Below are 13898 nucleotides of genomic sequence, written 5' to 3'. Positions count from 1 at the left end.
CGGGGACGGGATGTGACCATGACAGCCGAACTGACGGTCGCCGCATGGCCGGGGATCACCCCGCGCCTGCTACGCGACGGGCCAGAAGGCCTCTCCGACTATGAGCAGTCGGGAGGCTATGCCCCCCTGGCCGATCCGGAACACCTGCTTTCCGAGGTCCGGGCCGGCGGACTGCTCGGCCGGGGCGGCGCAGCCTTCCCGCTGGCGGTGAAGCTGGGTACGGTGCGCGACAACGGACGAGAAGCCTGCGGCGCCGTGGTGATCGCCAACGGCGAAGAGGGCGAGCCGGCCTCGATCAAGGACCGCTGGTTGCTGCGCAACCGTCCGCACGCGGTGCTGGACGGCCTCCGACTGGCGGCCGGGATCGTCGGTGCGGACCGCGCCGTGGTGTACGTATCGGATCCGACGGCCGCCGCGAGTGTCGCTCGTGCGCTCGACGAACTCCCCGGCGACCTGGATGGGGTGGCCGTCGAATTGCTCACCGTCACTCCGGGTTACGTGGCCGGTGAAGAGACGGCGGCCGTACACGTCGTCAACGGCGGTCCGGCCAAACCCACCGACAAGCCACCGCGCCCGTTCGAGGAGGGGGTGGCCGGCAAACCGACGCTGATCAGCAATGTCGAGACGCTGGCGCACCTGGCCTATCTGCACCGGCACGGCGCGCAGGAGTTCCGCGAACTGGGCACCGAAGGCTCCCCCGGGACCTTCCTGGCCACGATCACCGGGGCCGGTCGCGCGCCGGCCCTGTACGAGCTTCCCCACGGCATCGCCTTCGCCGATCTCTTGACCCTGCACGGGGTGTCCCCCGACAACGTCCGCGGGGCGCTGATGGGCGGGTACTTCGCCGGGTTGGTCAACCACGACATCGTGGGGGCCACACTCGATCACGAGTCCGTGCGGGCACTCGGCAGCGGACTGGGTTGCGGCGCGATCGGCATCCTCACCGATGACTGCCCGGTGGCGGTCGCCGCTTCGGTGCTGGCCTACTTCGATCGCGAGAACGCCGGCCAATGCGGTTCGTGTTTCAACGGGACGGCCGCGATGGCGGCCGTGGCGACCGGCCTGCGGGACGGCGTGGCCACCCAGGAGGATCTGGACCGGCTCACGCGGTGGTCGGTGGTGCTGCGCGGGCGCGGTGCCTGCGCGACACTCGACGGGGCGGCCAATGTGGCGGCCAGCCTGCTGGCGCAGTTCCCCGATCAGGTACATCGTCACCTCGAGAATGGCTGTCAAAACTGCCGTTCCGGTGCGTTCACCGCTGCGCGGCCGTACGAAGTGGAATCTCTGGAGGCGGTGGTCTCGGTATGAAGGTCAAGCTTGATCGCACGTTGTGTGACGGCTTCGGGTTGTGCGCCAAGCATGCGCCGGAGTACTTCCCGCTGGACGACTGGGGGTACGCCTCGCTTCAGGGCGACGGCAACATCCCCGAAGCCGACGAGGACGCTGTCCGACGTGCGCTGATGGACTGCCCGGTACACGCGATCATCGAGTTGAAGGACACGCGGTCCGAGCGCGAGGCAGGTTGAGGCCCAGCTCGCAAGATTTCCAAGATTCGAAAGATGAGCTCTGGATCACCCATCCCGGAAACTGGTAACGTGATTCTCCACAGAGAATAACCTGCTTACCACCGGAGTCGAGTTGTCACAGATACCGGGACGTCCGCTCCCGACGGTTACCACGCTCAACGAGTACTTCTGGACCGCGGGCGCCGACGGGGTGCTGCGAATCCAGGAGTGCCAGGACTGCAGCGCCCTCATCCATCCGCCGCAGCCGATCTGCCGATACTGCCGCAGCCACAACATGGGTGTGCGCGACGTGTCGGGGCGCGCATCGCTGGCCGGTTTCACGGTCAACCACCGGTTCGGGTTCCCCGACCTGCCGCCGCCGTATGTGGTGGCCGAGGTCGCCATCGCCGAGGATCCGCGGGTCCGGTTGACGACCAACATCGTCGACTGCGATTTCGACGACCTCAAACTCGGCATGCCCGTGGAGGTCGACTTCCAGCACATCGAAGACGTCTGGCTGCCGGTCTTCAAACCGGCAGCAGACTCCACGCCGGCCCCTCCGATGGTCGCCGAACCCGTCGCACCCCAGGACGTCGCCAAGTACGTCCGGCCGATGCTCACCAAGACGAAGTTCGAGGACCACTCGGCCATCACCGGGATCGGGATGTCGAAGATCGGTCGTCGGCAGATGGTGCCGCCGCTGTCGCTGACCATCGACGCTGCCGAAAGAGCGGTTGCGGACGCCGGTTTGACGTTCGACGACATCGATGGCCTGTCCACCTACCCTGGCCTGGCGATCGCCGGCATGGGCGAAGGCGGTGTAACCGCGCTGGAGGGTGCGCTCGGGCTGCGACCCACCTGGATAAACGGCGGCATGGACACCTTCGGCCCGGGCGGATCGGTGATCGCGGCCATGATGGCCGTAGCCACCGGCATGGCGCGCCACGTGCTGTGCTTCCGCACGCTGTGGGAGGCGACGTTCGGCCAGCTGGTCAAGGAGGGCAAGATGTCCCCTCCGATGGGGGGCCGCAGCGACAACTGGCAGCATCCGTTCGGGTCCACCTCGGCCGCACACACGTTGGCGCAGAACGCCGGTCGCCACTTCGACCGGTACGGCACGACACGGGAGACGCTGGGCTGGATCGCACTCAACCAGCGCGCCAACGCCGCGCTGAACCCGACGGCCATCTACCGCGATCCGATGACGATGGACGACTACCTGTCGGCCCGCATGATCACGACGCCGTTCGGCCTGTACGACTGCGACGTGCCGTGCGACGGAGCGGTGGCCGTCATCGTTTCAGCCGTGGACGCCGCACGCGATCTGCCCAAACCGCCGATCCTGTTCGAGGCGGTGGGTACTCAGATCATCGAACGGCTCGACTGGGACCAGACCACGCTCACCCACGAGCCGCAGGTGCTGGGCCAGAGCGCACACATGTGGTCGCGAACCTCGTTGCGCCCCAGCGATGTCGATGTCGCCGAGTTGTACGACGGGTTCAGCTTCAACTGTCTGTCCTGGTTGGAGGGCCTGGGCTTCTGCGGCATCGGCGAATCCAAGGACTTCCTCGACGGCGGCCACAACATCGCCCGCGACGGCATCATCCCGCTCAACACCCACGGCGGCCAGCTCTCCCACGGGCGCACCCACGGAATGGGCTTGATCCACGAGGCCGTCACCCAGTTGCGCGGTGAGGCCGGTGAGCGTCAGGTCGCGAACGCCCGTGTCGCGGTGGCCAGCAGCGGTGGCCTGACCCCCAGCGGTGTTCTGCTGATGCGCAGGGACGACTAGGCCGTGACATCGAAGGCGAACAAGGCCGATCCACATCCCAGGGTGGTGATGGTCGACGGCGTCCCGATGTCGGCCCTGGTCGCCGAGTCTCCCGATCCACGCGCCGTCGTCGTCGCGTTGCACGGCGGGGCCACCACGTCGGCCTACTTCGACTGCCCCGGCCACCCCGAGCTGTCGTTGCTGCGCAGCGCAGTCGATCACGGGTACACCGTGATCGCACTGGACCGCCCCGGCTACGGCGCGTCGGCGGCCTACCCGGACGCCATGGAGCGAGCCGAACAGCGGGTCGCGTTGGCGTTGGGGGCAATTCAGCGCATCGGCGGTGCGGCAGACCTGTTCGTCCTGGGCCATTCGATGGGCTGCGAGCTGGCCATGCACCTGGCGGTGCACCGGCCAGAGGTACTCGGTGTCTCGTTGGCCGGAACCGGCCGCCGGTACCACCCGGCCGCGCAGGAACTACTCAAAGATGCCTCGCCGCAGAACCGGCCGCGCGGCCTGCGCGGGTTGTTGTGGGAACCGGCCCGGCTGTACCCGCCGGACGTGATCGGCGCCGGGTTGTCCGCGGGCGGCACCGCCTACGAGGGCGATGTCATCAAATCCTGGGCACGGCAGGAATTTCCGGCATTGGCCGGGCAGACGAGGGTTCCGGTGCAGTTTCTCGCCGGCGAGTATGAGAACGTCTGGGAAGCCGATCCCGAGGCCCTGGCCGCAATCGGTGCGATGTTCAGCGCCGCACCGCGGGTGCAGACCGGCGAACTTGCCGACAGCGGCCACAACCTCAGTGTGGGACTGACCGCCGAGTTCTATCACCGCAGGGTGTTGTCATTTGCCGATGAGTGCGTGGCGGATCGCGCCCGCAGCGACATGGAAGTGGAGGCAGGTTGATGCGAGTCGGATTTATCGGGCTGGGCAGCCAGGGGGCGCCGATGGCCCGGCGGATCGTCGAGGGCGGATTCGAGACCACGCTGTGGGCCCGACGCCCGGCCTCCCTGGAACCCTTCGCCGACACCGGCGCCAAGACCGCGGGCTCGCCCGCCGAACTGGCCGCCGCCAGCGACCTGGTGTGCCTGTGTGTAGTGGGCGACGACGACGTCCGCCAGGTGCTCGACGGTGAAACCGGTGTGCTGGCTGGCCTGGCCCCCGGCGGTATCGTCGCCATTCACTCCACGGTGCACCCCGACACCTGTCGCGAGATCGCGGAACAGGCTGCCGAACAAGGCGTTACGGTCATCGACGCCCCGGTCAGCGGCGGTGAACCCGCAGCCTCGGCCGGCACCCTGCTGGTGATGGTGGGTGGCGACGAGGAGGTCGTCGAGCGGGTGCGGCCGGTGTTCGCCACCTACGCCGACCCGATCGTGCACCTCGGCGGGGTCGGCGCGGGTCAGGTCGCCAAGATCCTGAACAACCTGCTGTTCAGCGCCAACCTGGGTGCGGCCATGAGCGCACTGGAACTCGGCGAGGCGCTGGGTGTTCCACGCCAGGCATTGTGCGAGGTGATCTCGCGCGGTTCGGCCACCAGCAAGGCACTCAACAGCATCGCGATGTTCGGCGGGACGCTGGACAACCTGGCGCCGATCGCCGGCGCGCTGCTGCAGAAAGACTGCAGGCATGCCGCCAGCCTGGCCGACGACGCCTCGGCCCCGCAGGGGGCTGTGTTTGACGCGGCGGACAATGCCCTGGCCATCATGAACCATCCCCGCTGATGCGCGTCGGTTTCATCGGCGCCGGACGGATGGGCGCACCGATGGTGCGCCGCCTGGTCGACGCCGGACACCAGGTGCGGGCTCTGGGTCGAGATGACGAAAAGCGCTCTGCGGTAGCCGAACTCGGTGCGGAGCCGGTGTCCTCGCCGCGCGAGGCCGTCAGCGAGGCCGAGGTGGTGATCGTCTGCGTGTTCACCGATGATCAGGTCAGGGACCTCTGCCCGGACCTGATCGACGAGATGCCGGAAGGCGCGGTGCTGGTGTTGCACACCACCGGCAGCCCCCGCACCGTCGAGGTCCTCGCCGAGCGTGGGGCCGCTCGCGGCATCGCGGTCATCGATGCCCCGGTCAGCGGCGGACCGCACGACATCGCGGCCGGGACCGTCACGGTGTTCGCGGGCGGCGACGAGGGCGCGGTGGCCCGGGCCCGCGAAGTGCTGACGGCCTATGCCGATCCGGTATTGCACGTCGGTCCGGTCGGCGCCGGTCAACGCGTGAAGCTGGTGAACAACGCACTGTTCGCCGCGCAGATCGGCGCGGTGGCCGAAGGCGTGCGGCTGGGTGATCGACTGGGTGTCGACGAGGCGACGCTGCTGACCGCGCTCACCCACGGCAGCGCTGCGAGCCGCGCACTCGCCGGTATCGCCGCCACCGGCTCCGCGGACGCATTCATCGCCCGGGTCGGCGAGTTCATCGGCAAGGACGTGGCCGTGGTCCGCAGGACAGTGTCTGAACTGGACAGCGACCTCGGCCGCCTCGAGAATCTGCTCGACGCCGCACTCAAGTGACCCGACCTACCGTCACGTCCTGATCAGCGCATATTTTACGCTTTTCAAACACTCCGACAGGGTTTACTGTTAGCGTTACAGTTCAACAGATTCCCGTAACGTTTCACAGCGCTTCCGGTCCAGCCCGCCGCGAAGGAGGAGCCAGCGAATGACCAAGGCCCAGGTGATCTTCGATCCGTTCTCCGAAGAGTTCTTCAACAACCCGTTCGACATGTACCGGCGGATGCGCCAGGATGCGCCGCTGTACTACAACGAGGACTCCGACTTCTATGCCCTGACCCGACATGAGGACGTGTCGGCGGCACTGAAGGATCACGAGGCGTTCTCCTCGTCACGTGGCTGCGATCTGGCCATGGTGCAGAGCGACGAACCGCCGCAGAAGTCCATCATCTTCATGGACCCGCCCGATCACCGGCACATGCGCAGTCTGCTCAACAAGGCGTTCACCCCGCGCATGATCCAGTCCCAGCGCGACACCGTGGTCGAGCAGATCGATCATCACCTCGGACTGATCGACTCCGACGAGTTCGATGTCGTCCAGGATTTCTCGGGTCCGTTCCCGGTCGAGGTCATCACCCGGATGGCCGGCGTCGATCCGGAATACCGTCAGCAGGTCCGGCACTGGATCGATACCAGCCTGTCCCGCGAACCCGGGCAGATCGGTTACTCCGAGGCCGGGATGCAGGCCAACATCGACACCGGGATCTATTACTACGGGCTGGTGCAGAAGCGCCGGGAGAACCCGCAGGACGACATGATCAGCCGGTTGATCGCCGCGGAGATCCCGGGCGAGGACGGTCAGATGCGCCGCCTCGACGACATCGAGATCACCGGATTCGCCACCCTGCTCGGTGGTGCCGGCGCCGAGACCGTCACCAAGCTCGTCGGTACCGCGATGGTGCTGTTCGCCCGCAACCCCGAGCAGTGGCAGAAGCTGCTCGACGACCGGGAGAAGGTCCCGGCCGCCGTCGAGGAGCTGCTGCGTTACGAAGGCCCGGTGCAGTACAACGTCCGCTACACCCTCAAGGAAGCTCATGTGCCCAGCGGCACCATCCCGGCGGGCAAGGCGGTCTTCCTGATCAGCGCCGCGGCGAATCGCGATCCCGACGCGTTCACCGACGCCGACACGTTCGATATCGACCGTGACCGCACCGAGGCACAGAACCTGGGGCTGGGTTACGGCATCCACAGCTGTCTCGGCGCCGCGCTGGCCCGGATGGAGAGCGCCATCGCGCTGGAGAAGCTGCTCGACTTCATGCCTCGCTACGAGGTGAAATGGGATGAGCTGCAACGAGTTCACATGCAGAATGTCGCGGGTTACTCGCACGTGCCGGTGAGGGTGTTGAGGTGATGGCGAAGAAAGTTCACGTCGACTTCGAGATCTGCGAGAGCAACGCCGTCTGCATGGGGATCATCCCCGAGGTGTTCGACCTCGACGATCAGGACTACCTCCACATCCTGCAGGAAGATGTCACGCCGGAGAACGAGGCGCTGATCCGCGAAGCGGTCCGGCAATGCCCCCGGCAGGCCATCTCGATCGTCGACGAGTAGTCGTGCGGTTTGTCCTGGTGCACGGCGGCTTTCATGCCTCCTGGTGCTGGGAACGCACCATCGCCGAGTTGCAGAGTCTGGGTCACGACGGCGTCGCGGTGGACCTGCCCGGGCACGGCGCCCGGGTAGCCGAGGAATCAACCTTGGCCAACCGCCGCGCCGCGATCCTCGAAGTCATGCAACCCGGCGATGTGCTGGTGGGACATTCCGGCGGTGGTTTCGACGCCACACTCGCTGCCGATGCGGCCCCGGAGTTGGTGGGCCACATTGTGTATCTGGCGGCCGCGCTGCCCCGGGAAGGCCGGACCTATCCCGAGGCGATGGCCATGCGTTCGGCCGAAGACGAGTTGGGCGGCGAATTCGACGGAGACGTCGGCGAGATGCTGGGCCACCTGCATTTCGACGAGGAAGGCGCGATGCACTTCGCCGACTTCGACGGCGCGTGGCGCTACTTCTACCACGACTGCGACGAGGCAACGGCCCGTTGGGCTTTCGCTCGTCTGGGCCCCGAGCGGTTCGGCGACACCACGGTCACGCCGGTGTCGGTGCCACAATTCTGGGCGGCCGATCTGCCCCGCAGTTTCATCCGCTGCACCCAGGACCGTTCGATGCCGCGCTGGCTGGCCGACACCGTGACGCAACGCCTCGGTGTCGAGCAGCTCACCATCGACGCGTCCCACTCACCCTTCCTGAGCTGCCCGCGCGAGCTGGCCGAACTGCTGGTGCACGCCACGACGACCACGCCGATTGCCGCGTTGACACCGGCCTGACTCCCGTTCCCACTGCGCCGTTTTCGACACCGCGGTTGCTTCGATCGAACTATCACGACCCCAACGTCGAAGTCGGCGGGAATGGACTACGCGGCGGCGATCACCGTCTCGCCGAATTTCTCGGTGGCCTCCAGCGCGTGGGCCAAACTGTCACCGGGCAGGGTGACGTGCAGCCAGGTGACCCCCAGCGCGGCGAGCTTGTCCGCGCCGGCCAGGTACGCGTCGGCATTGAAATCGTCGGCGCCCGGGTTACCGCCCTCGAAGTTGTTGAACACGATGTCGATTCCGTCGGGATCGCGACCGGCAGCGGCCAGCCGGGCCCGCAGGTCCTCGATCCCGGCGGCCAGTGCATCGAGCGAGTCGATCGCCGCGGTGCCCGCAGTCTTGGCCAGACCGGGCGGAGCGGCGAACGGACACCAGCCGTCACCGTGCCTGGCCACCCGGGCGCGCGCGGCAGTGGTGTTACCGCCGATCCAGATGGGCGGATGCGGGCTCGCCGCCGGCCGCGGATGGGCGGTGATACCGCGGGCGCTGAAGTTCTTGCCCTCGAAGGTGTAGTCATCGGTGGTCCAGATACCGCGGATCACCTCGAGAGCCTCGTCGAACACAGCGGCGCGCTCGTCATACGAGACCCCCAGCGCGGCGAATTCCCGCTTGAGATAGCCGACTCCGACGGCCAGCGTGAACCGGCCACCGGACAGCAGGTCCAGGCTGGCACCGGATTTCGCCACCACGAACGGATTCCGATATGGCAGCACCACGATGTTGGGCACCAGACGCAGGGTCGTGGTGTGCGCCGCGGCAAATGCCATGGCCACGAACGGGTCCAGCGCATCGTGACCGCCGGCGTCGAGCCAGCGTTGCGACGGCGCGGGATGGTCGGTGAACCCGAAGCCGTCGAAACCCGCGGCCTCGGCCGCAGCGGCCATCGCGGCAACCCCGCTGCCACTCACCAGATCCGGGTGGTACGGGTGGGTGTGCATCGGATACGTGATGCTGTACCGCATTGCGGCCGCCGGGTCAGGAAGGGAAGCCGGAAAGGATGATGCCGTTGCACTCCGCGGCACCCTGGCGCACCTTGGCGGCCGCCTGGTAGGCGTCGGAGTAGTACCACTCACGGGCGGCGTCGACCGATTCGAACTCCAGCACCACGGTTTGCGTACCGTGCCAGGCCCCCTCGATCACCTCGGGCTTCTGGTCGACCGCCACGATGGTCGCACCGGCCATTGCCTTCGATGCAAGCTTGCCGTACTCAGCCATACCGGCCGGGTCCTTGACGTCCTCGGTGAGGATCACGTAGCCCTTGGCAGATGCCATATCGAAAAACCCTTATCTACTCGTTGATTTCGCTGATCGCCCGTTCCGGGCAGTTGTCTATCGCCTCGCGCGCCGCGCCCTCCAGGCCGGCCGGAACCTCTTCCGGATCGGCCACCGACCAACCGTCGTCCGACATCTCGAAGACCTCGGGGCACAGGGTCAGGCACATGCCGTGGCCGGCACAACGGTCTTCATCAACCCGGACGCGCATCAGTTGTCGAACTCCAGATGCAGCTCGGTCAGGCCGCGCAGGATGAAGGTCGGGATGTAGTTGTAGCGCCGGTCGCCGTCCGAGCCGTGCTTGGCCTCGGAGATGCGGATGTCGGTAGTCCGGTCGAGCAATCGTTCGATGCCGACCCGCGTTTCGGCGCGCGCCAACGGGGCGCCGGGGCAGCTGTGGATGCCCCGGCCGAAAGCCAGGTGCTGGCGGGCGTTCTTCCGGGCCGGGTCGAACGTGTCGGGATCCTCGAAGCGTCGCGGATCGCGGTTGGCCGCACCGTTGAGCACCATCAGCGTGGTGCCGGCATTCAACTCGGTTTCGCCGATGGTCACCGGGCAGCGCGACAGCCGGAAGTCGCCCTTGACCGGGCTCTCGATCCGCAGCGCCTCCTCGATGAAGTTCGGAATCAGGCTGCGGTCGGCGCGAATTCGCTGCTGGATCTCCGGCTGCTCACCAAGGATCTTCAGCGCGGTACTGAGCAGTCGGACCGTGGTCTCCTGGCCGGCCGAGAAGACGTTGGTCGCCACCCGCGCGACATCGCCGACATCGGGGATGCTGCCGTCCGGGAAGGTGGCCTCGGCCAGACCTGTCAGAACGTCGCCACGCGGATTGGCCCGACGATCCGACACGTAGTCGGAGAACTGCCCGTAGAGGAATTCCAGCGGGCTGTGCGACAGCGACTCCTTGCTGGTGCTGCCGATGCCGCCGCCGGAATTCTGCTTGATGCCGTTGACGAAACCTTCGCGGTCCTCGTCGGGAATGCCGAGCAGGTCGGCGATCACCAGCAGAGTGAACGGACCGGCGAAGCCCTTGATGAACTCGCCCCCACCCGACCCCAGGTAGTCGTCGAGCACCTCATCGGCCAACTGCCACATCGCGTCCTCGTTCTCCTTGAGGCGCTTGGGCGTGATCAGCCGCATCAACAAGGAGCGATGATCGGTGTGGGTCGGCGGATCCAGCGTCGGCAACTGATCGCTGAACGGCAGTTCGTTGCGATGCTTGTCGATGAGCGCGGTGACCTCTTCGGCACTGCGTCCCTCCAACGGAACCGGGAAGCCCGGGAACGGTCCGGTGACCGACAGGCACGACGAGAAGGTCTCCTCGTCGTTGTAGACCTGCACCGCTTCGTCCCAGCCCGTCACCATGGTGACGTTGTAATGGTCTTCACGGGTGACGGGGCACTTGTCCCGCAGCGCCGCGAAGAACGGGTACGGGTCGTCGACCAATCGTTCATCGCGAAAAAAATCGATACCGGTTGGGTCGATGGTCATCTGCTGCTCCCGTTCCTGCCACACACATGAGAATGTGACTCTCATCTATGAATAGTAGATTTCCACAGCACCGGGTGTGCGTCAACGTCGGACCCCAACCTATCAGCGATAAGCAGCAAGAATAGGATTTCCGCCCGCTACCCGCCGAGCATCAACAGCCCACCATCGACGGGGATCAGTTGACCGGTGATGAATCCCGACCCCGACCCGGCCAGGAACACCAGTACCGGCCCCAGATCCGCAGCCGGATCACCCAGCGCCCCGCCGATCGGAATCGTCATCTTCATCTGCTGGTCGACGATCTCGGCGATCTCGGGCCCGAGGAAGTCCCGCAGGCGTTGCGCACCCGGGGTCTGGACGGCCGGCGCGAGTGCCACCACAGTGACCCGGTCGGCAGCCCAGGTCTTGGCGGCCGATCGGGTCCAGGCCTGCACCGCACCCTTGGTCGCGGCATAGACCGCCGACATCGGACTGCCCATCACGGCCTCGGCCGATCCGAAGTTGATGATCCGGCCGCCGGTCGCACGCATGGCGGCGTACGCGGCCTGGTTCGTGAAGATCGTGGCCTTGAGATTGATGTCGACGAGGTGGTCGATGTCGGCAGCGGAGATCTGGCCCGGAACACCGGGCTGCCACAGACCGGCCGCGTGTACCAGCACGTCCAGGCCCCCCATGGTGTTGACCGCAGAGGCGACCATTGCATCCACCGCGGAGGCGTCACGCACGTCGCACTGCACCCAGGTCGCCGACGAGGACTCCGGCGGCGGCGTGCGGTGATAGGTGCCCACCACGTCGGCGCCGGCCTGCGTCAGCACCTCGATCGCGGCGGCCCCGATTCCGGTGGCCCCACCCGTGACCAGTACGCGTCGACCCTGCAGCGGTGTTTCCATACCGCCGATAGTTATACACACGTCAACTATTTGCAACGATCAATTCTCCTGTTAGAGTCCGATAATGGCCAGGACGGCAGCGGAATCGAGGACTGACGGTGGTCAGCGTCGCGCCTCCTACCAACGCGCAAGGTCTACCAAGACCAAACGCGATCTGGTCCAGGCCGCAATGGCGCTCTGGCGCACGAACGGCTATGCCAAGACCACCGTCGCCGACATCTGCCGGGCGGCCGGGGTGTCCCGGGCGTTGTTCTACTTCTATTTCCCGGCCAAGGAGGATGTGCTGTTCGAGGTGGGCCTGACCTCCACCCGACTGGCGCAAAAGCGGGTGAAATCGTTGCTGGCCGGTGAGTACGACATGATGGCCGTCGTTACCGAAGCACTGCGCAGCCTGGAACGGTCGATGGCACGCAATCCACCCGATCTGATCGTCGAGACGATCCTGGAGGGGTACCGACACGAACACCGGATCCTGGCCGGCGACGTCGATCCGGACACACAGGACGCCGACATGTTCGGCGAATTGTTCGCCCGGGCCCAGGCTGACGGCAAGCTCGGTAAGCACGTCGATGTGACCCACCTGTCCCGGTTGGCCCAGATCCTGGTCAGCGAGGGCGTCCGGCACTGGGCCGGCGGCAGTTTCGGCGACCGCTCGTTCACCAAGCTCGTCGCACGCGATATCGACGCGATGATCACCGGCTTCAACACCATTCCCAACAAATAGATTCGGAGGACCCCCGATGGCGTGGGATTTCGAGACCGACCCGCAGTACCAGGAATTGCTGGACTGGGCCGACGAATTCGTGACCGAACAGATCGAGCCACTCGATCTGGCCTGGCCGCACCTGCAATTCACCCAACTGGAGGGCAAGCGCCGGGAGGCGATCGACCCGCTCAAGGCACAGGTGCGCGAAAAGGGTTTGTGGGCCACCCATCTAGGCCCCGAACTGGGCGGGCAGGGATACGGACAGCTCAAGCTGGCGCTGCTCAACGAGATCCTGGGCCGCTCGCAATGGGCCCCGATCGTGTTCGGCTGTCAGGCGCCCGACACCGGAAATGCCGAGATCATCGCGCACTACGGCACCGAGGAGCAGAAGAAGCAGTACCTGCATCCACTGCTCGAGGGTGAGCTGTTCTCCTGCTACTCAATGACCGAACCGCATGCGGGGGCGGACCCGACACTGTTCACCACCAGCGCGGTACGCGACGGGGACGACTGGGTTATTAATGGCTGGAAGTTCTTCTCCTCCAACGCCGCAACAGCGTCGTTCCTGATCGTCATGGTGGTCACCAATCCTGAGGTCAGTGCCTATCAGGGTATGTCGATGTTCCTGGTGCCCACCGACACTCCTGGCGTCAAGATCGTCCGCAACGTCGGACTGTACGGCGAACCCGACAACGAGGGCAGCCATGCGTTGATCCACTACGACAACGTCCGGGTCCCCGCTGAAGCCCTCCTGGGCGGCGAGGGACAGGCCTTCGTGATCGCGCAAACCCGGTTGGGTGGCGGCCGGATCCACCACGCGATGCGCACGATCGGCCTGGCTCAGAAGGCGCTGGACATGATGTGCGAACGCGCGCTGAGCCGAGAGACCCAGGGCAGTCGCCTGTCGGACAAGCAGTTCGTCCAGGGGTACATTGCCGACTCCTATACCCAGTTGCTGCAGTTCCGGCTGATGGTGCTCTATACCGCGTGGGAGATCGACAAATACAACGACTACAAGAAGGTCCGCAAGGATATCGCCGCGGTCAAGGTCGCGATGCCCACCGTGCTGCACGACATCGCCTGGCGCGCAATGCAGATCCACGGCGCGCTCGGCGTCACCAACGAGATGCCCTTCCTCGGCATGGTCACCGGTGCCGCGGTGATGGGCCTGGCCGACGGCCCGACCGAGGTGCACAAGACCACGGTGGCCCGGCAGGTGTTGCGCAACTACCAGCCGACCACCGACACCTGGCCCACCGAGTGGATCCCCCGCAAGCGGGAAGCCGCGAAGGCGAAGTTCGCCGAGTTCCTGGAGGCTGAGGTAGGCAACCTGTGACGCAATCTGATTCCGCTCCTCTCGTGCGCGGCCTCGATACTGCGCGCCT

At 66.2% G+C, this 13898-nt stretch carries 16 protein-coding genes; 11 read left to right on the top strand and 5 right to left on the bottom strand.

Features of this window, described 5'->3' with window-relative positions:
- Window positions 1–18 precede the first annotated feature (18 nt).
- The 9 genes from G6N44_RS26300 (at window position 19) to G6N44_RS26260 (ending at window position 8109) form a co-directional block, all read left to right on the top strand.
- Window positions 19–1308 (top strand): NADH-ubiquinone oxidoreductase-F iron-sulfur binding region domain-containing protein, encoded by a 1290-nt coding sequence (locus tag G6N44_RS26300; RefSeq protein WP_179964446.1) that lies wholly within the window; start codon window positions 19–21, stop codon window positions 1306–1308.
- Window positions 1305–1526 (top strand): ferredoxin, encoded by a 222-nt coding sequence (locus G6N44_RS26295; protein WP_163669104.1) that lies wholly within the window; start codon window positions 1305–1307, stop codon window positions 1524–1526. Before G6N44_RS26300 ends, G6N44_RS26295 begins: the two co-directional genes overlap by 4 nt.
- 112 nt (window positions 1527–1638) lie before the next feature.
- Complete coding sequence (locus G6N44_RS26290) at window positions 1639–3297, top strand: thiolase C-terminal domain-containing protein (RefSeq protein WP_163669103.1); 1659 nt, start codon at window positions 1639–1641, stop codon at window positions 3295–3297.
- Between the two features lie 48 nt (window positions 3298–3345).
- Window positions 3346–4182, top strand: coding sequence for an alpha/beta fold hydrolase (locus G6N44_RS26285; protein WP_163670378.1), 837 nt, complete (start codon window positions 3346–3348; stop codon window positions 4180–4182).
- Window positions 4182–5000, top strand: a complete 819-nt coding sequence (locus tag G6N44_RS26280) for an NAD(P)-dependent oxidoreductase (protein ID WP_163669101.1) — start codon at window positions 4182–4184, stop codon at window positions 4998–5000. The genes G6N44_RS26285 and G6N44_RS26280 overlap by 1 nt, the downstream gene beginning before the upstream one ends.
- A complete protein-coding gene (locus tag G6N44_RS26275) occupies window positions 5000–5788 on the top strand; it encodes an NAD(P)-dependent oxidoreductase (RefSeq protein ID WP_163669099.1) in 789 nt (262 codons plus the stop codon). The genes G6N44_RS26280 and G6N44_RS26275 overlap by 1 nt, the downstream gene beginning before the upstream one ends.
- 148 nt (window positions 5789–5936) lie before the next feature.
- Complete coding sequence (locus G6N44_RS26270) at window positions 5937–7139, top strand: cytochrome P450 (RefSeq protein ID WP_163669097.1); 1203 nt, start codon at window positions 5937–5939, stop codon at window positions 7137–7139.
- On the top strand, window positions 7139–7339 hold the full coding sequence (locus G6N44_RS26265; RefSeq protein WP_163669095.1) for a ferredoxin: 201 nt from the start codon (window positions 7139–7141) through the stop codon (window positions 7337–7339). The genes G6N44_RS26270 and G6N44_RS26265 overlap by 1 nt, the downstream gene beginning before the upstream one ends.
- 2 nt (window positions 7340–7341) lie before the next feature.
- Entirely contained in the window at window positions 7342–8109 is a 768-nt protein-coding gene (locus G6N44_RS26260) for an alpha/beta fold hydrolase (protein ID WP_163669093.1), read from the top strand.
- 86 nt (window positions 8110–8195) lie between these two features.
- Here G6N44_RS26260 and G6N44_RS26255 read toward each other — a convergent pair whose 3' ends face one another.
- The 5 genes from G6N44_RS26255 to G6N44_RS26235 all read right to left on the bottom strand — a co-directional run bounded on the left by G6N44_RS26255 (window position 8196) and on the right by G6N44_RS26235 (window position 11807).
- Window positions 8196–9116: an LLM class F420-dependent oxidoreductase gene (locus G6N44_RS26255; protein ID WP_163669091.1), complete on the bottom strand. Its 921-nt coding sequence runs from the start codon at window positions 9114–9116 to the stop codon at window positions 8196–8198.
- A 13-nt stretch (window positions 9117–9129) separates the two neighbouring features.
- Window positions 9130–9426, bottom strand: coding sequence for a DUF1330 domain-containing protein (locus tag G6N44_RS26250; RefSeq protein ID WP_163669089.1), 297 nt, complete (start codon window positions 9424–9426; stop codon window positions 9130–9132).
- 16 nt (window positions 9427–9442) lie between these two features.
- Entirely contained in the window at window positions 9443–9637 is a 195-nt protein-coding gene (locus G6N44_RS26245; protein ID WP_163669087.1) for a ferredoxin, read from the bottom strand.
- Complete coding sequence (locus tag G6N44_RS26240; RefSeq protein ID WP_163670376.1) at window positions 9637–10917, bottom strand: cytochrome P450; 1281 nt, start codon at window positions 10915–10917, stop codon at window positions 9637–9639. Before G6N44_RS26240 ends, G6N44_RS26245 begins: the two co-directional genes overlap by 1 nt.
- 137 nt (window positions 10918–11054) lie before the next feature.
- Complete coding sequence (locus G6N44_RS26235) at window positions 11055–11807, bottom strand: SDR family NAD(P)-dependent oxidoreductase (RefSeq protein ID WP_163669085.1); 753 nt, start codon at window positions 11805–11807, stop codon at window positions 11055–11057.
- A gap of 64 nt (window positions 11808–11871) precedes the next feature.
- On the opposite strand from G6N44_RS26235, the gene G6N44_RS26230 reads away from it, so the two are divergent.
- Complete coding sequence (locus G6N44_RS26230; RefSeq protein ID WP_163669083.1) at window positions 11872–12531, top strand: TetR/AcrR family transcriptional regulator; 660 nt, start codon at window positions 11872–11874, stop codon at window positions 12529–12531.
- Window positions 12532–12547: 16 nt separating this feature from the next.
- Window positions 12548–13849, top strand: coding sequence for an acyl-CoA dehydrogenase family protein (locus G6N44_RS26225; RefSeq protein ID WP_163669081.1), 1302 nt, complete (start codon window positions 12548–12550; stop codon window positions 13847–13849).
- Window positions 13850–13898 lie beyond the last annotated feature (49 nt).

This window comes from Mycolicibacterium alvei, assembly GCF_010727325.1.
Taxonomy (GTDB): Bacteria; Actinomycetota; Actinomycetes; order Mycobacteriales; family Mycobacteriaceae; genus Mycobacterium; species Mycobacterium alvei.
Note: the sequence above shows the minus strand (reverse complement) of the source record. Positions and strands in the feature narration are given on the sequence as shown.

Coding starts and splice junctions, on each gene's coding strand:
- G6N44_RS26300 (WP_179964446.1), top strand. CDS start 19: ATGACAGCCGAACTGACGGTCGCCGCATGGCCGGGGATCACCCCGCGC.
- G6N44_RS26295 (WP_163669104.1), top strand. CDS start 1,305: ATGAAGGTCAAGCTTGATCGCACGTTGTGTGACGGCTTCGGGTTGTGC.
- G6N44_RS26285 (WP_163670378.1), top strand. CDS start 3,346: ATGGTCGACGGCGTCCCGATGTCGGCCCTGGTCGCCGAGTCTCCCGAT.
- G6N44_RS26280 (WP_163669101.1), top strand. CDS start 4,182: ATGCGAGTCGGATTTATCGGGCTGGGCAGCCAGGGGGCGCCGATGGCC.
- G6N44_RS26275 (WP_163669099.1), top strand. CDS start 5,000: ATGCGCGTCGGTTTCATCGGCGCCGGACGGATGGGCGCACCGATGGTG.
- G6N44_RS26270 (WP_163669097.1), top strand. CDS start 5,937: ATGACCAAGGCCCAGGTGATCTTCGATCCGTTCTCCGAAGAGTTCTTC.
- G6N44_RS26265 (WP_163669095.1), top strand. CDS start 7,139: ATGGCGAAGAAAGTTCACGTCGACTTCGAGATCTGCGAGAGCAACGCC.
- G6N44_RS26255 (WP_163669091.1), bottom strand. CDS start 9,116: ATGCGGTACAGCATCACGTATCCGATGCACACCCACCCGTACCACCCG.
- G6N44_RS26250 (WP_163669089.1), bottom strand. CDS start 9,426: ATGGCATCTGCCAAGGGCTACGTGATCCTCACCGAGGACGTCAAGGAC.
- G6N44_RS26245 (WP_163669087.1), bottom strand. CDS start 9,637: ATGCGCGTCCGGGTTGATGAAGACCGTTGTGCCGGCCACGGCATGTGC.
- G6N44_RS26240 (WP_163670376.1), bottom strand. CDS start 10,917: ATGACCATCGACCCAACCGGTATCGATTTTTTTCGCGATGAACGATTG.
- G6N44_RS26235 (WP_163669085.1), bottom strand. CDS start 11,807: ATGGAAACACCGCTGCAGGGTCGACGCGTACTGGTCACGGGTGGGGCC.
- G6N44_RS26230 (WP_163669083.1), top strand. CDS start 11,872: ATGGCCAGGACGGCAGCGGAATCGAGGACTGACGGTGGTCAGCGTCGC.
- G6N44_RS26225 (WP_163669081.1), top strand. CDS start 12,548: ATGGCGTGGGATTTCGAGACCGACCCGCAGTACCAGGAATTGCTGGAC.